Annotated in this window: 15 protein-coding genes and 1 pseudogene; 8 read left to right on the forward strand and 8 right to left on the reverse strand. The window is 61.9% G+C overall.

The genetic code is table 11. The annotated features are described in order from the left end of the window. Nucleotides 1-79 precede the first annotated feature (79 nt). The 8 genes and pseudogenes from P5706_RS12315 to P5706_RS12350 all read right to left on the reverse strand — a co-directional run. Nucleotides 80-154: pseudogene (locus P5706_RS12315) on the reverse strand (Na+/H+ antiporter subunit G); the annotation flags it as partial. Between the two features lie 117 nt (nt 155-271). Beyond that, a complete protein-coding gene (locus tag P5706_RS12320) occupies nt 272-610 on the reverse strand; it encodes a Na+/H+ antiporter subunit G (protein ID WP_285679405.1) in 339 nt (112 codons plus the stop codon). Then, nucleotides 607-885 (reverse strand): K+/H+ antiporter subunit F, encoded by a 279-nt coding sequence (locus P5706_RS12325; RefSeq protein WP_056858502.1) that lies wholly within the window; start codon nt 883-885, stop codon nt 607-609. The genes P5706_RS12320 and P5706_RS12325 overlap by 4 nt, the downstream gene beginning before the upstream one ends. Then, a complete protein-coding gene (locus P5706_RS12330; RefSeq protein WP_219265512.1) occupies nt 882-1,370 on the reverse strand; it encodes a Na+/H+ antiporter subunit E in 489 nt (162 codons plus the stop codon). The genes P5706_RS12325 and P5706_RS12330 overlap by 4 nt, the downstream gene beginning before the upstream one ends. Further along, nucleotides 1,367-3,049, reverse strand: coding sequence for a monovalent cation/H+ antiporter subunit D (locus tag P5706_RS12335; protein ID WP_200434226.1), 1,683 nt, complete (start codon nt 3,047-3,049; stop codon nt 1,367-1,369). The genes P5706_RS12330 and P5706_RS12335 overlap by 4 nt, the downstream gene beginning before the upstream one ends. Beyond that, nucleotides 3,046-3,390, reverse strand: coding sequence for a Na+/H+ antiporter subunit C (locus P5706_RS12340; protein ID WP_003192163.1), 345 nt, complete (start codon nt 3,388-3,390; stop codon nt 3,046-3,048). The genes P5706_RS12335 and P5706_RS12340 overlap by 4 nt, the downstream gene beginning before the upstream one ends. Then, the gene (locus P5706_RS12345; protein ID WP_200434227.1) at nt 3,390-6,311 is read right to left on the reverse strand and encodes a monovalent cation/H+ antiporter subunit A; all 2,922 of its coding nucleotides are present in this window, start codon (nt 6,309-6,311) and stop codon (nt 3,390-3,392) included. The genes P5706_RS12340 and P5706_RS12345 overlap by 1 nt, the downstream gene beginning before the upstream one ends. A 263-nt stretch (nt 6,312-6,574) precedes the next feature. After that, entirely contained in the window at nt 6,575-7,501 is a 927-nt protein-coding gene (locus tag P5706_RS12350; RefSeq protein WP_200434228.1) for a DMT family transporter, read from the reverse strand. A 92-nt stretch (nt 7,502-7,593) separates the two neighbouring features. Between P5706_RS12350 and P5706_RS12355 the strand changes: the two genes are divergently transcribed. The 8 genes from P5706_RS12355 to P5706_RS12390 all read left to right on the forward strand — a co-directional run bounded on the left by P5706_RS12355 (nt 7,594) and on the right by P5706_RS12390 (nt 15,360). After that, on the forward strand, nt 7,594-8,157 hold the full coding sequence (locus P5706_RS12355; RefSeq protein WP_285679406.1) for a helix-turn-helix domain-containing protein: 564 nt from the start codon (nt 7,594-7,596) through the stop codon (nt 8,155-8,157). A gap of 154 nt (nt 8,158-8,311) precedes the next feature. Continuing rightward, the gene (locus tag P5706_RS12360) at nt 8,312-9,508 is read left to right on the forward strand and encodes an SfnB family sulfur acquisition oxidoreductase (RefSeq protein WP_285679407.1); all 1,197 of its coding nucleotides are present in this window, start codon (nt 8,312-8,314) and stop codon (nt 9,506-9,508) included. Between the two features lie 12 nt (nt 9,509-9,520). Beyond that, nucleotides 9,521-9,847 (forward strand): acyl-CoA dehydrogenase, encoded by a 327-nt coding sequence (locus P5706_RS12365; RefSeq protein WP_138453846.1) that lies wholly within the window; start codon nt 9,521-9,523, stop codon nt 9,845-9,847. After that, a complete protein-coding gene (locus P5706_RS12370; RefSeq protein WP_285679408.1) occupies nt 9,847-11,226 on the forward strand; it encodes an LLM class flavin-dependent oxidoreductase in 1,380 nt (459 codons plus the stop codon). Before P5706_RS12365 ends, P5706_RS12370 begins: the two co-directional genes overlap by 1 nt. Nucleotides 11,227-11,746: 520 nt before the next feature. Next, the gene (locus tag P5706_RS12375; RefSeq protein WP_285679409.1) at nt 11,747-12,658 is read left to right on the forward strand and encodes an acyl-CoA synthetase family protein; all 912 of its coding nucleotides are present in this window, start codon (nt 11,747-11,749) and stop codon (nt 12,656-12,658) included. After that, nucleotides 12,655-13,428 (forward strand): ABC transporter ATP-binding protein, encoded by a 774-nt coding sequence (locus tag P5706_RS12380; protein ID WP_200434823.1) that lies wholly within the window; start codon nt 12,655-12,657, stop codon nt 13,426-13,428. Before P5706_RS12375 ends, P5706_RS12380 begins: the two co-directional genes overlap by 4 nt. Beyond that, entirely contained in the window at nt 13,425-14,306 is an 882-nt protein-coding gene (locus P5706_RS12385; protein WP_200434822.1) for a branched-chain amino acid ABC transporter permease, read from the forward strand. Before P5706_RS12380 ends, P5706_RS12385 begins: the two co-directional genes overlap by 4 nt. 4 nt (nt 14,307-14,310) lie before the next feature. Continuing rightward, complete coding sequence (locus tag P5706_RS12390) at nt 14,311-15,360, forward strand: branched-chain amino acid ABC transporter permease (RefSeq protein ID WP_200434821.1); 1,050 nt, start codon at nt 14,311-14,313, stop codon at nt 15,358-15,360. The last annotated feature ends 14 nt before the right edge of the window (nt 15,361-15,374 follow it).

Here is a 15,374-nt window from a genome sequence, read left to right on the forward strand (position 1 = left end):
CAGTTACTGCAACATTGACTGATACACCGCTATCGCAGGCAAGCCAGCTCCCACAGTTTGATCGAATTCGCTTGATCAATCAGCGACGGCTGCTGACCTCGGCAGGCACATCATCACCGGCCATGCGCTTGCGAAACAGAGCTTGACGCAAAAGCCAATGTGGGAGCTGGCTTGCCTGCGATGGCGGCCTATCAGTTACTGCAACATTGACTGATACACCGCTATCGCAGGCAAGCCAGTTCCAACAGTTTGATCGTATTCGCTTGATCAATCAGCGACGGCTGCTGACCTCGACAGGCACATCATCACCGGCCATGCGCTTGCGAAACAGCGCCGTGCGCGCCAACAGCAGTGTGGTAACAGGCACCGTAATCGCCAACAAGATCGGAATCAGCCAGCCGTGCAGCACCGGCGCGGACTTGAGCACCGAAAAATAGATAATCGAGGCCAGCGCCACACACCACGCACCCAGTGTGGAGGCCAGTGCCGGTGGGTGCATGCGCTGGAAGAAGTCCTTCATCCGCAACAACCCCATCGCGCCAATCAGCGCAAACAGACTGCTGAGCACCAGCAACACGGCTACGATCACTTCAACCCATAGCGGCATCATTCAATCACCTCGCCACGCAGCAGGAATTTCGCCAGGGCGAACGACCCGACAAAGCCAAACAGCGCAATCAGCAGCGCCGCTTCAAAGTAGGTGTCACTGGCATAACGAATGCCGAGCACCAGCATCATCAGCATCGCCAGGATGTACAGGTAGTCCAGCGCCAGAACCCGGTCTTGCGCGGACGGGCCTTTGAACAGGCGCACCAGGGTCAGCACCATCGCCAGCGAGAACAGGAACAGGCTTACCAGGATTGCATTGGAGAGCAGGGCGCTCATTCGAAGATCTCCATCAGGGGCCGCTCATAGACGGCCTTGAAGTGCTCGATAAACGGCGCTTCATCGTCCAGATCGAATACGTGCAGCAACAGGATGCTACGGTCCAGGGCCAGTTCCGACCATACGGTGCCAGGCGTCACGCTGGTAATCATCGACAGGACGGCCAGGCCGTTGGGGTCACGCAGGTCGAGCGGGATTTTGATAAAACGTGAACGCGGCGGGCGCGATCCGCAAGTCAGTACGCCCCAGGCCACGTGCAGATTGGAGACGATCACGTCGCGGCCCACCACGAAGAACAGACGAATGATGACGCCGGGGCGACGAATGCGCACCGGCAGCGGGCGCAGCGGCGCCATCAGCAGCGGCGCGAGAAAGCCCAGTACCGCACCCAGCAACAGGTTACCGGGGCTGACCGACAGGTTCAGCACCAGCCACAGTACCCACAATGCCAGCGACAACCACGGGGCAGGGAACAGGCGCTTCATGGCTGCACCTCCAGGGCGGCGGATTTGGATTCAGGGCTCAGTACCGGGCGCGTGGCCATCACCGCCATCACGTAATGCTCAGGGTTATTCAGGCTGTCGGCGGTGGCCTGGGTGTAGCGCATCAACGGTTCGGCCTTGAAGGTCAGGAGAATGCTCAGGCCGAGCAGAAAGAAGATCGGCACACACTCGTAGCGGCGCAGCAGCGGCGAGGGGCGCTCCTCCGGCGTCCAGAAGCGCTGGATGCCCAGGCGGGCGAAGGCGATCAGCGAAGCCAGGCCCGACAAGATCAACAGCGCCACCAAGCCCCAGGCCGCCGGGCGGATCGGCTCATCCACCGCGTTACCCAGGCCCATTGGGTTGACCAGCGCGCTCAACAGGCTGAGCTTGCCGATAAACCCGGACAACGGTGGCATGCCGATAATCAGCAGTGCGCAGGCGATAAAGCTCAAGCCCAGGAAGGCCATGGTCCAGGGGATCACCTGGCCCACCACGGCTTTCTGCTCGTCGTCCAGGTTGACGCCGGGGCGTGGGTGCAACGACTCCATAGCCTTGGGCAGCGCGTCGATTTCTTCATCCAGCGGCAGATCATTGGCCGAGCGCGAACGCTCGATCAACTCGGCCAGCAGGAACAGCGCGCTCAGCGCCAGGGTCGAGCTGACCAGATAGAACAGTGCCCCGGCGGTCAGGCTTGGCTGGGCAAAGCCCACCGACGACAGCAGGATCCCCGCCGACACCAGAATGCTCAGGCTGGCCATCCGCTCCAGGCGCTGCGCTGCGATCATGGCCAGCGCCGCGCAGACGATGGTCGCCATGCCGCCGTACACCAGCCAGTCGCCGCCAAACAGCGCCGATGCACCGGCCTGGCCTGAGAACAGCAAGGTCCACAAACGCAGCACGGTGTACACGCCGACCTTGGTCATGATCGCAAACATCGCCGCCACCGGCGCGCTGGCCGAGGAGTAGGCGGGTGCCAGCCAGAAATTCAGTGGCCACATGCCGGCCTTGGCCAGGAATGCAGTGGCGAGGATCGCCGCGCCAGCGTGCAACAGGCCACGATCGGCTTCCGGTACCAGCGGGATTTTCAGCGCCAGGTCAGCAAAGTTCAGCGTGCCGGTGACCCCGTAGATCATCGCCGCGCCAATCAGGAACAGCGACGACGCCAACAGGTTGATCGCAATGTAATGCAGTCCCGACGACACCCGCGCGCGGCCGGAGCCGTGCAGCATCAAGCCGTAGGACGCCGCCAGCAGCACCTCGAAGAACACGAACAGGTTGAACAGGTCCGCCGTCAGGAATGCCCCGTACAAACCCATCAGCTGGATCTGGAACAGCGCGTGGAAACTGGTGCCGGCGCGGTCCCAACGGGCCATGGCGAACAGCAGCGCGCTCACACCGATAATGCCGGTGAGCACCAGCATCATCGCCGACAGTTGGTCCACCACCAGCACTATGCCGAAGGGCACCTGCCAGTTGCCCGGCAGGTACACGCCAATCGAGCCGGGGCCGCCTTGTTGCGTCCAGTACAGCAGCAAGATGGCGACACCCAGGCCGATGACGCTGGAGAACAGGTTGATCTTGGCCTTCAACGGGCGGCGTTTTTCGCCGAGCATCAGCATCAGCGCGGCGGTCAGCAACGGCAGCAGGATCGGCGCGACGATCATTTGATTCATCCACGTCATTCCTTTGGCTCCCGACCGTCCACATGGTCAGTGCCGGTCAGCCCACGGGAGGCCAGCAGCACCACCAGAAACAACGCGGTCATGGCGAAGCTGATCACGATGGCCGTGAGTACCAGGGCCTGGGGCAGCGGATCGGTATAGTTGAGCAGGTCTTGCGGCACGCCGTCCTTGATGATCGGCTCTTTGCCGATAAACAGGCTGCCCATGCTGAAGATGAACAGGTTGACCCCATACGACAGCAAACACAGGCCCATGACGACCTGGAACGTCCGTGGGCGCAGGATCAGCCAGACGCCGGAGGCCGCCAGCACTCCAATGGCAATTGCGATGACTTCTTCCATCAGGCGGCTCCTTCGGTTGCGGCAACGGCCTTGGGCTGGTTGCTCGGTTTATGCGCTCGCACTGACTGGTGACCGAGGGCGGTGAGCATCAGCAGCGTGGAGCCGACGACCATGGCGTACACGCCAACGTCGAAGAACAACGCGCTGGCAATGTGGATATCGCCCAGCAGCGGCAGGCTGAAGTGCCAAGTGTGGGTGGTGAGGAACGGGTAACCGACGAACAGCGCGCCGAGCCCGGTCAAGGTGGCCGAGAGCAGGCCGAAGCCCATCCAGCGCATCGGCCGCAGGCTCATCTGCGCTTCGACCCATTGGGTGCCGGCGACCATGTATTGCAGGATAAACGCCACCGACATCACCAACCCCGCGACGAAACCGCCGCCCGGCTGGTTATGGCCGCGCATGAACAGGTAGAACGACACCACCAGCGCAATCGGCAACAGCAAGCGTACCAGCACCGCCGGTACCATCATAAAGCCCAGGGCGGTGTCGCTGGCCTGGCGCGGGTTGACCAGGTCGGTGGCCACGTCCGGCGCCAATTGGCGCTGTTGCGGCGGCAACTCCATGCTTTCTTTGGACGGGCGGAAGCGGCGCAGCAGGGCGTAGACGGTCAGCGCCACAGCGCCGAGCACGGTGATTTCGCCCAAGGTATCAAAGCCCCGGAAGTCCACCAGCATCACGTTCACCACATTGCTGCCGCCGCCTTCGGGCAGGGCGCGGCTCAGGTAAAACGAGGAGATGTCGTTGGGTGTCTGGCGGGTCAGCATTGCGTAGGAGAGCAGCGCCATGCCGCCACCGACCACGGTGGAGAGCAGGAAGTCGCGCAGGCGGCGGATGCGCGCCTTGCGTAGCGAACTCGGCAGTGGCGAGACCTCTTCGATCCGCCGTGGCAACCAACGCAGGCCCAGCAAAATCAGCACGGTGGTGACCACTTCGACCACCAGTTGCGTCAGGGCCAGGTCCGGCGCCGAGAACCATACGAAGGTCACGCAGGTGACCATGCCGCACACACTGACCATGGTCAGGGCTGCCAGCCGGTGGTACTTGGCTTGCCAGGCGGCGCCCAGCGCACAGGCGATAGCCAGCACCCACAGGGTCACGAACACGATGGAACCGGGGATCTTCGGCCGGTCGCCCCAGCTGAGGCCGCTGTTGAGCATCGGGATCAACCCGGCAATCACCGCCGCCAGCACCAGCAGGAACAATTGGGTTTGCAGGCGCTTGGTGCTGATGCGTTTTTCGATACGGCGCACACCGCGCATCATCACCACCAGGCTGCGCTCGAACATACGCTTGCCGTTGAAGTAACTGATGATCGGCGGGTATTTGAAACGGCCACGCTTGAGCTGTTTGCGCAGCAGCAGGTATAGAACGATGCCGCCGGACATGGCCACCAGGCTCATGATCATTGGCGCGTTCCAGCCGTGCCAGATGGCCAGGCTGTATTCGGGCAGTACCCCGCCGACCACCGGCAGGGCGGCGGCGGCGAGGATCGAACCGACCACTTGGGCCGGGAAGATGCCCACCAGCAGGCAGGTAAACACCAGCAACTCGACCGGCGCACGCATCCAGCGCGGTGGCTCGTGGGGCGTGTGGGGCAGGTCGGTGGCGGGCGGGCCGAAGAACACGTCGACGGTAAAGCGCAGAGCATAAGCCACGCTGAAGGTACCGGCGATGGTCGCGATCACCGGCAGGGCGATTTCTACCCACTTTGTCGCCGAGATAAATACCGTTTCGGCGAAGAACATCTCTTTGGACAGGAAGCCATTGAGCAACGGCACACCGGCCATGGACGCACTGGCCACCATCGCCAGGGTCGCGGTAAACGGGATCAGGCGCACCAGGCCACTGAGCTTGCGGATATCCCGTGTGCCGCTTTCGTGGTCGATGATGCCGGCGGCCATGAACAGCGAGGCCTTGAAAGTGGCGTGGTTGAGGATATGGAACACTGCAGCGACGGCGGCCAGCGGGCTGTTGAGGCCCAGCAGCAGGGTGATCAGCCCGAGGTGGCTGATGGTGGAGTAGGCCAGCAGGCCCTTGAGATCATTCTGAAACATGGCGCAGTAAGCGCCGAGGAGAAGGGTGAGTGCGCCGGCACCGCCGACGATCCAGAACCATTCTTCGCTGCCGGACAGCGACGGCCACAGGCGGGCCAGCAGGAACACGCCGGCCTTCACCATCGTCGCCGAGTGCAGGTAGGCCGAAACCGGCGTGGGTGCCGCCATGGCGTGGGGCAGCCAGAAGTGGAAGGGGAATTGCGCGCTCTTGCTCAAGGCGCCGATCAGCACCAGGGCCAGCATCACCGGGTACAGCGAATGCGCGCGAATCTGATCGCCCGCCGCCAGCACCAGGTCCAGGTCATAGCTGCCGACGATATGCCCCAGCAGCATTACACCCGCCAGCAGGCACAAGCCGCCGGCGCCGGTGACCATCAGCGCCATATAGGCGCCGCGCCGGGCATCGGCGCGGTGGTGCCAATAGCCGATCAGCAGGAACGAGAACAGGCTGGTCAGTTCCCAGAAGAACACGATCTGGATCAGGTTGCCGGAGATCACCAGCCCGAGCATGGCGCCCATAAAGGCCAGGAAAAACGCAAAGAAGCGCGGCACCGGGTCATCCGGCGACATGTAATAGCGCGCATACAGCGCCACCAGCGTGCCGATGCCCAGCACCAGCATCGAGAACAGCCAGGCAAACCCGTCCATGCGCAGCACGAAGTTGAGCCCAAGGCTGGGCAACCACATGAATTCTTCGCGGATCACGCCACCGTGGGCGATCTGAGGGTAGAGCAGGGCGACTTGAATGGTGCCGACCAGGGCCACAAGGCCGGCCAACAGGGATTCGGTGTTACGTGCATTATGCGGCAGCAAGGCCGCCAGACAGCTGCCGATAAAAGGCAGAAGCAGTAGAACTATCAGGGACATAGGCTTCTAATCTGCGGGAGTTTGGGATGCATCATACGTGCCGCTTTCTCGATCACCAAACGGCAAGATGTGGCAGGATCCTACAAGGTAGGCCGAAACCTCCCGTTTGGCATTGTTTCGAACCGGATCGTTCCCACGCTCTGCGTGGGAATGCCACCCCGGACGCTCCGCGTCCAAACTGCCTATGCAGCCGTGAGCCTTGCGCAAGGATGACGCGGAGCGTCACAGGATGCATGCCCACGCAGAGCGTGGGAACGATCGGGTCAGGGGGCTTCTTGTTCCAGTTCGATTGATTTTTCAGCTTCTCGCTGATTGCGTGTCTTCATCTCACTCACAATCACCGCCGCCACAATCAACGCCGCGCCGACCATCGCAATCGGCGGAAAACGCTCCCCGGCAATCCGCCCGATTACACCGGCCCACACCGGCTCACCGGCATAGATCAACGTGGCACGGGTTGGCGAAACACTTTGTTGCGCCCAGTTCATCGCCACCTGGATCACCGCGCTGGTCAAGCCCAGGCCCACCGCGCTGAAGACCAGCAACCACGAGAACCCCGGCAATGCTTCACCCATCGGCACCACCATCAGGAATGACAATAACGACGCCGTGGCCAGTTGCACCACCGTGACTCGCCGCACATCCACCTGCCCGGCATAGGCACCAATGAGGATAATTTCGGCCGCCACCGCGATTGCGCAGATCAGCGTGGCAATCTCACCGGGGCTGAAATTGAGAGAGGCCCCCGTCGGGCCTGTGAGCAGCATCAACCCGGTAAACGCCAGCATGATGCCAATGCTCGGCATCAGGCCTGGGCGACGCCCCAGCACCAGCCACTGCAACAGCGGTACGCAAGGTACATACAGCGCTGTGATGAACGCCGATTGGCTGCTTGGGATTGTCTGCAAACCGATTGTCTGCATGCCGTAGCCGAACATGATCGAGGTGCCGATGAATGCGCCGGCCTTTAGTTCAAACAAGGTCAGGCCGCGCAACGTGCGCAACGAAAAGAACCCCACCACAATCGCTGCCGCCGCAAACCGCAGGCCGACGAAAAACATCGGCCCGCTGACGGTCAGGGCGTGTTGCACCAGCAAAAACGTGCCGCCCCAGATCATGGTGATCACCACCAGGATGCATTCGGCTTTACTGAAACGATTAAAACGTGGGGAGGCGTTCGGGGCAGTCATGGCGGCTCGGTCTTGCAAGGGAAAGGCACGGACCGCACAATGCGCCGCACGCTGGGCAGTATACTGCGCACACCCACCCATTGAGCAATATAGTGCACAAAGAAAATCCACAACGGGCCTCGGTCCTCCAACACGTCAGCCAGAACGTCCGCCGGCTGCGTCATGCTGCGGATCTGAGCCAGACCGCACTCTCGGAAAAGTCCGGGGTCAGCCGGCGCATGCTGGTGGCCATCGAGGCGGGCGAGAAGAATGTCAGCCTGTCGACGCTGGACCGCGTCGCCGAAGCCTTGGACGTGGCCTTCAGCGACCTTATCCAGGCCCCGGATGCCGGTGATCACAGCCGCATCAACGAGCTGGCCTGGGCCGGTGATATCCCCGGCAGTAAAGCCGTGTTGCTGTCCAAGGCCACGGCGCGGCGTGAAGTCGAGTTGTGGGAGATGCACCTGGAACCGGGTGATCGCTACAGCCCCGATCCCGACCCGGACGGCTGGAGCGTGCAGTTGTTCGTGTTCGAAGGCTGCCTGACCTTGCTGGTGGGCGAGGAAGAAAAACACGTGGCGGCCGGTGAGTTCTACATGTTCGCCAGCCGCAACGTGCACGGCTATCGCAATGACGGCGACGTGGCCGTGCGGTTTGTGCGTAACGTGGTGATCTAACTGTTGGCCTGGCAACAGTGGATGCACACTTTGCTGGTTTGAAACCCGCTCAACAGCCTCTTGAAACCAGCAACCGCCTGATTTTATTGCTGATTAAATTCAGGCACGACTCCTGCAATTGCTCCGTTATCCCATCGGAGCCTGGAGTCGGCCCATGTCAGCCCACCCTCAACAACCTGCCCATATCATCCGCTCGGATGCCGAAGCCATTGAGGTCGCCACGCGGCTGGCCGCGCGCTTTGCCGTCGACGCCAGCGTGCGCGACCGCGAGCGACGCCTGCCAGTGGCCGAGCTTGATGAGTTTTCTGCCAGCGGCTTGTGGGGCATCACCATTCCCAAGGCCTACGGCGGCGCCGAGGTGTCTTATGTAACGGTGGCCGAGGTGATCAAGTTGATCTCCGCCGCCGACCCGTCGCTGGGGCAAATCCCGCAAAACCATTTGGGCGTGGTGGACATCCTGCTGCAAACCGCCAGCGAGGAACAAAAGCGTCACTATTTCAGCAAGGTCCTGGCCGGCTATCGTTTCGGTAATGCCTTTTCTGAAGCCAAGAGCAAAAACGCCGGCACCTTCGACACTCAGATTCGCTTTGATGGCGACACCGCCTATATCAACGGCGAGAAGTTCTACTGCACCGGCGCGTTATTCGCCCACCTTGTGCCCACGGTCGGCAACAACGAGAACGGCCAGGCGTTTATTGCCTTTGTCGAACGCGATGCGCCGGGCCTCAGCGTGATTGATAGCTGGGATGGCTTCGGACAGCGCACCACCGCCAGTGGCGGCGTGACCCTCGACGGCGTGAGCGTGCCCCTTAGCGCGGTCATTCCTGCGCACCACGCCTTCGACCAGCCCACCGCCAACGGTCCGATCTCGCAGATTATCCAGGCCGCCGTCGATACCGGCATCGCTCTGGGCGCCCTCGAGCAGGCGAAAATCCACGCCCGCCAGGCGCGGTCCTGGATCGACAGCCAACAGGATCACGGCTGGCAAGACCCGTTCACCATCGCGGCCATTGGTGACCTGCAATGGCGTGTACACGGCACCGAAGCGATCCTCGCCAAGGCCGGCAAGGCCGTGGACCTAGCCCTGGCCGAGCCCAACGAAGACACAGTCGCCAACGCCTCGCTGGTGGTCGCCCAGGCCAAAGTGCTGTCGGCCGAAACCGCCTTGCTCGCAAGCAGCAAACTCTTCGAACTGGCCGGTACCCGCTCGGTCACCGGCAAGCACAACCTCGACCGCTTCTGGCGCAACGCGCGCACCCACACCCTGCACGACCCGGCCCGCTGGAAATACCACCTGATCGGCAACTTCGTGCTCAACGGCGTAAAGCCTGCGCGCCACGCCTGGAACTGAGGAAAATTATTCATGACTGCCCTGAATCAAGCGCGCCAACTGCTGGAAAGTACCCGACGGTTTGTACACGCCAGCGATGACCCGTACGTGATCAGCCGCTTTGGCGACTTGCAGATCCGCGTCGACGTGGCTGCCGCCTTGTTTGAACGCGCCGAAACCCACCCAAGCCCGGTGGCGTTGACCGAAGCGCAAATCGCCGCCGCCGAAGCCCTGATTGCCGCCAGCAATGCCGAATTTGAACTCACCGGCCAACGTACCGCGCTGGCGTCGACCCTCGACGACCCACTGCGGCGCAAATACCAGATCGTCGGCAACTACCACCTCAACGGAGTGCTTTGATGTCCCGTGAAATCCGCTTGAATGCCTTCGACATGAACTGCGTCGGCCATCAATCTCCCGGCTTGTGGGCGCACCCGCGTGACCGCTCGTGGCAGTACAAAGACCTGGAGTACTGGACGGACCTCGCCAAAATTCTTGAGCGTGGCAAGTTTGACGGCCTGTTTATCGCTGACGTGCTGGGCATCTACGACGTGTACAACGGCAACGGCGACGCGGCAATTCGTCAGGCGGCACAAGTGCCAGTCAACGACCCGCTGTCGCTGATTGCGCCGATGGCGTTGGTGACCGAGCACCTGGGGTTCGGTCTGACCGCTTCGTTGTCGTTTGAACATCCGTATCCGTTCGCCCGCAGGCTCTCAACCCTCGATCACCTGACCAAGGGCCGCGTCGGCTGGAACATCGTTACATCTTATCTGGAGAGCGGCGCCAAGAACCTCGGTCAGAAAGCCCAGACCGAACACGATGCGCGCTACGACTACGCCGAGGAATACCTGGAGGTTTGCTACAAACTCTGGGAAGGCAGTTGGGAGGAGGGCGCCGTGCTGCGTGATAGTGAGCGCCGCATTTTCAGTGACCCGAGCAAAATCCACGAAATTCGCCATGTCGGCAAGCACTTCCAGGTGCCTGGCATTCACCTGTGCGAGCCGTCGCCGCAGCGCACGCCGGTGCTGTACCAGGCCGGGGCCTCCAGCCGTGGCAAGCAGTTCGCCGCCGAACAGGCCGAGTGCGTGTTCGTGGCCGCACCGTCCAAGGTGCTGCTGAAAAAAACCGTCGCCGACATCCGCCGCCGCGCCGCCGAGGCCGGGCGTGATCCGAAGAAAATCCTGATCTTCAACCTGCAAACGGTGATCGTTGGCGAGACCGATGCCAAGGCTAAAGCCAAGTTTGACGAATACAAATCCTACGTCAGCTACGAAGGCGCGATGGCGCTGATCTCCGGCTGGACCGGCATCGACTTCAGCCAGTTCAAGCCCGATGAGCCGCTCAAGCATGTACACACCAACGCGATTCAATCAGCGGTGGAAGCCTTCTCCACGGCGGACCCGAACAAGGTCTGGACGCCCAATGAACTGGCCGATTGGGTTGGTATCGGCGGCTTTGGCCCATTGTTCGTGGGCGGCCCTGAAACCGTGGCGGACCTGTTGCAGGAATGGGTCGAAGAGACCGACGTGGACGGCTTCAACCTGGCCTACGCGCTGACCCATGAAACCTTCATCGACGCCGTGGACCTGCTCGTGCCGGAGTTGCAAAAGCGCGGCGTGTACAAGACCGAGTACGCTCAGGGCACCTTGCGCGAGAAGCTGTTTGGCGACGGTGCGCGGCTGGCGCCAAACCACCCGGGTGCGGGTTACCGCGACCTCAAAGCCACTGCAATCTAACTGAAGCACCTCGGTCCATGTGGGAGCTGGCTTGCCTGCGAAAGCGGTGGGTCAGCTGGAAGTGAGCTAACTGACATGCCGCCATCGCAGGCAAGCCAGCTCCCACAGTTGATTGGTGTTGAACCACCTGACTAGGCCAGTGGGCTACCGCGACCTCAAAGCCAGCGCAATTGAACTGAAGCACCTCGGTCCATGTAGGAGCTGGCTTGCCTGCGAAAGCGGTAGGTCAGCTGGAAGTGAGCTAACTGACAGGCAAGCCAGCCCCCACAGTTGATTGGTGTTGATCCACTTAACCTGGCCAGCGGACCACCGCGACCTCAAAGCCAGCGCAATTGAACTGAAGCACCTCGGTCCATGTGGGAGCTGGCTTGCCTGCGATAGCGGTGGGTCAGCTGGAAGTGAGCTAACTGACACGCCGCCATCGCAGGCAAGCCAGCTCCCACAGTTGATCGCTGTTGAACCACCTGACCTGGCCAGCGGACCACCGCACGCACACTACTTGAATAGGAGCATTACCCCTATGAGCGTGCACGAACTCAAACGTCCGCTGGCGCTGGAATGGCCCGCCGAACTGCTCGGCAATCTGCCCAAAGCCCTGGAACAATTGCAGCACTGGGCGCAGCTCACCCCGCTGCACATCGCCCTGCGCCACAAGCGCCAGGGGCAGTGGTATGCCTGGCGCTGGATCGACGTATTGCGCGACGTCGAGCGCCTGGCCGACGGCTTGCGCCAGCAGGGTTTCAGCGCGCAGTCACGCTTGGCCTTAAGCGGTGCTTTCGAGCCCAACCTGCTGTTGTTGGCGCTGGCCGCACAGTCCGTTGGCGGGCAGGTGTTGACCCTGGCCGATGACCTGGAGCCAGAGACCCTGTACCAGCAGCTATGGCGCATCCATCCCAGCCATTCGTATGCCCAGGGCCGTCAGCAAGTGCGGCATTGGCAGTCGGCGAATTTGTTGGATTTCACCCAATTGCTCGGCCCGTTGGACCCGGCGCAGCATCTGCAGCGCTGGTGGCAACCGAGCGGTGAAACGGCGTTGTGGAGCGAGGAGGGCACCCACTGGCAAGGCGGCCTTGCGGTGGTGCTGGAACAATGGTTGAACAGCGGCCACGGCCTGGCTTTCCCGGAGAGCCTGGCCTCGGCCCGGCGCGATCGCGGTGAAGTCGCACCGAGCGGCCTGTTGCTGTCACCTCAGCGGTTACAACACCTGGCCGACGAGATCGAAAGCCGCCTGGCACCCCATGGCACCTGGCGTCGCCGCTTGTGTGACTGGGCCATCGCTCACCCGCAAAGTGGCCTGCGACGCCTGTTGAAAAATCGTGTTCGCAGGCTGCTGGGCTTTCAACGGCTGACCTACATCTGGCAGCCATCCAGCACGCAAAAAACCAGCAGCGATCCAGTCTGGCTGGCTGAATTCAAACGGGACATCGCATGAGCCAGACCATTCTCCAGGTGCGCGATATCTCGCTGTCATTCAAAGGCGTCAAGGCCATCAATGCCTTGTCCTTTGAAGTGCAGCGCGGTGAAATCTGCGCGCTGATCGGCCCCAACGGCGCCGGTAAAAGTTCACTGCTCAACGTGCTTAACGGCGTGTACCGCTTCGATGCCGGTGAGATTGTGTTTGAGCAACAACACTTCCATCGCATCGACCCATTGGGCGCGGCGCGTCGAGGTATTGGGCGGACTTTTCAGAACAACGCACTGTTCAAAAAAATGAGCGTGCTCGACAACCTCCTCACGGGCCTGTCGCGGCATATGCGTACCAGCTTTATCGAACAGGCCCTCGGCTTGCCCCGCGCCCGCCGTGAGGCCGAAGCCTTTCGCCTGCGTGGCCAAGGCATCCTCGAGTTTCTCGAACTGCAAGCGCACCGCGATGTGCTGGTGGGCAACCTCTCCTACGGCTTGCAAAAGCGCGTGGAGCTGGGCCGAGCACTGATCGCCGGTCCCAGCCTGTTGCTGCTGGACGAACCCATGGCCGGGATGAACGCCGAGGAAAAACAGGAAATGGCGCGCTTCGTCGCCGACGTCAACCGCGACCTCGGCACCACCGTGGTATTGATCGAACACGATATCGGCGTGGTGATGGGCCTGTCCCACCATGTGGTGGTGCTCGACTACGGACGCAAAGTCGGCGACGGCACACCGGCGCAGGTGCAGGCCGACCCCGAGGTGATCGCGGCGTACCTGGGAGTCGCGCACTCATGACCTTCTTCTTCGAAACCCTGCTCGGCGGCCTGCTCGCCGGCACCCTATATTCGCTGGTCGCTATCGGTTTCGTGCTGATCTACAAGGCCAGCGGCGTGTTCAATTTCGCCCAGGGCTCGATGCTGCTGTTTGCCGCGCTGACCTTTGTCAGCCTGCATGACCAGGGCGTGCCGTTTGCCTTGGCGTTGCTGCTGACGGTGATCGTCATGATTATCGGCGCCTTGCTCATCGAACGGCTGGTACTGCGCCCTCTGGTGAACCGCTCGCAGATCACCCTGTTCATGGCCACCTTGGGCCTGTCATTCATTATCGAAGGCCTGGCCCAAGGGCTGATGGGCTCGCAAGTGCGTGCGCTGGACTTGGGCATCGACGACGTGCCGCTGTTTGTCGGGCCGCTGATGCTCAGCCAGTTCGACCTGATCGCTGCGGCGGCGGCCGTAGTGCTGGTGAGCGTGCTGGCGCTGCTGTTCAACAAGACCCGCATCGGCGTGTCGTTGCGCGCCGTCGCGGATGACACCACGGCGGCGCTGTCCATCGGTATCAACCTCAACCGTATCTGGCAGATCGTCTGGGCCGTGGCCGGCATTGTCGGGCTGGTGGCGGGGTTGCTGTGGGGCGCGCGCCAGGGGGTGCAGTTTTCACTCTCGCTGGTGGTGCTCAAGGCCTTGCCGGTGTTGATCATCGGCGGCTTTACCTCGATTGGCGGCGCGATTGTCGGCGGCCTGATTGTCGGCGCGGCGGAGAACCTCGCCGAGGTGTACATCGGCCCGCTGATCGGTGGCGGCATCACGCCGTGGTTCGCTTATGTATTGGCCTTGGCCTTCCTGTATATCCGTCCCGCCGGCCTGTTCGGCGAGCGCGCCATCGAGCGAGTCTGAAACCATGTCGATACCCGTTGTTCAAGAAACCGCGCCGTGGCTGCTGGTCCAGCGGCGCTTGCCCTGGGGCCTGATCGGCTTATTGGCAGTCGCCTTTATCGGGGTGCCGCTGTGGGGCAATGACTATTGGCTCAATGCGATCCTGGTCCCGTTTCTGGTGCTGTCGCTGGCTGGTTTAGGCCTGAACCTGCTCACCGGCTATACCGGGCAAACCTCGGTGGGCGCGGCGGGTTTCATGGCCGTTGGCGCGTTTGCCACCTACGGTTTTCTGCTGCGTCTGCCCGAGCTGGGCCTGCCGGTGGCGTTGCTCGGCGGTGGGGTTATCAGCGCGCTGGTGGGGCTGTTATTTGGTTTGCCCAGCTCGCGGATCAAAGGCTTCTACTTGATGGTCACCACGCTGGCGGCGCAGTTCTTTTTGGAGTGGCTGTTCGTCAAATTTCCCTGGTTCTACAACTACGGTTCCTCCGGGACCATTTCCGCGCCGAAGCTTTCGCTGTTCGGTCATGACCTCAATACGCCGCTGGGCCGTTACTGGCTGACGTTGGTCACGGTGCTGCTCTTGACCTGGACCGCCATCAACCTGGTGCGCAGCCAGGTGGGGCGTAACTGGATGGCGATCCGCGACATGGACACCGCCGCCGCCGTGGTCGGCATCCCTGTGGTGCGCTACAAGCGCCTGGCGTTTGCGGTCAGTTCGTTCTACCTGGGGATTGCCGGTGCGTTGTGGGCCTTCGCCTATCTGGGCACGGCCAGCGCCAGCAGTTTCGATATCAACCGCTCGTTCCAGATCCTGTTCATCATCATTATCGGCGGCATGGGCAGCATTGCCGGCAACTTTGTCGGCGCGGCATTCATCAGCTTATTGCCGATTTTCCTCAGCCATGCCGGGCAGGCACTGTTCGGTGGCTCGGTGGATGCGGGGCAGTTGCAGAACCTGCAAAAAATCATCTTCGGCGTGTTGATCATCGTGTTCCTGATCAAGGAACCCGAAGGCTTGATTCGCCTTTTACAGAACCTGCGTGACCGTCTGCGGCAATGGCCGCTGCGCTTCTAACATTCCCTCAAGAG

It is taken from the genome of Pseudomonas sp. ChxA (assembly GCF_030263855.1).
In the GTDB taxonomy this organism is placed as follows: domain Bacteria; phylum Pseudomonadota; class Gammaproteobacteria; order Pseudomonadales; family Pseudomonadaceae; genus Aquipseudomonas; species Aquipseudomonas fluorescens_CB.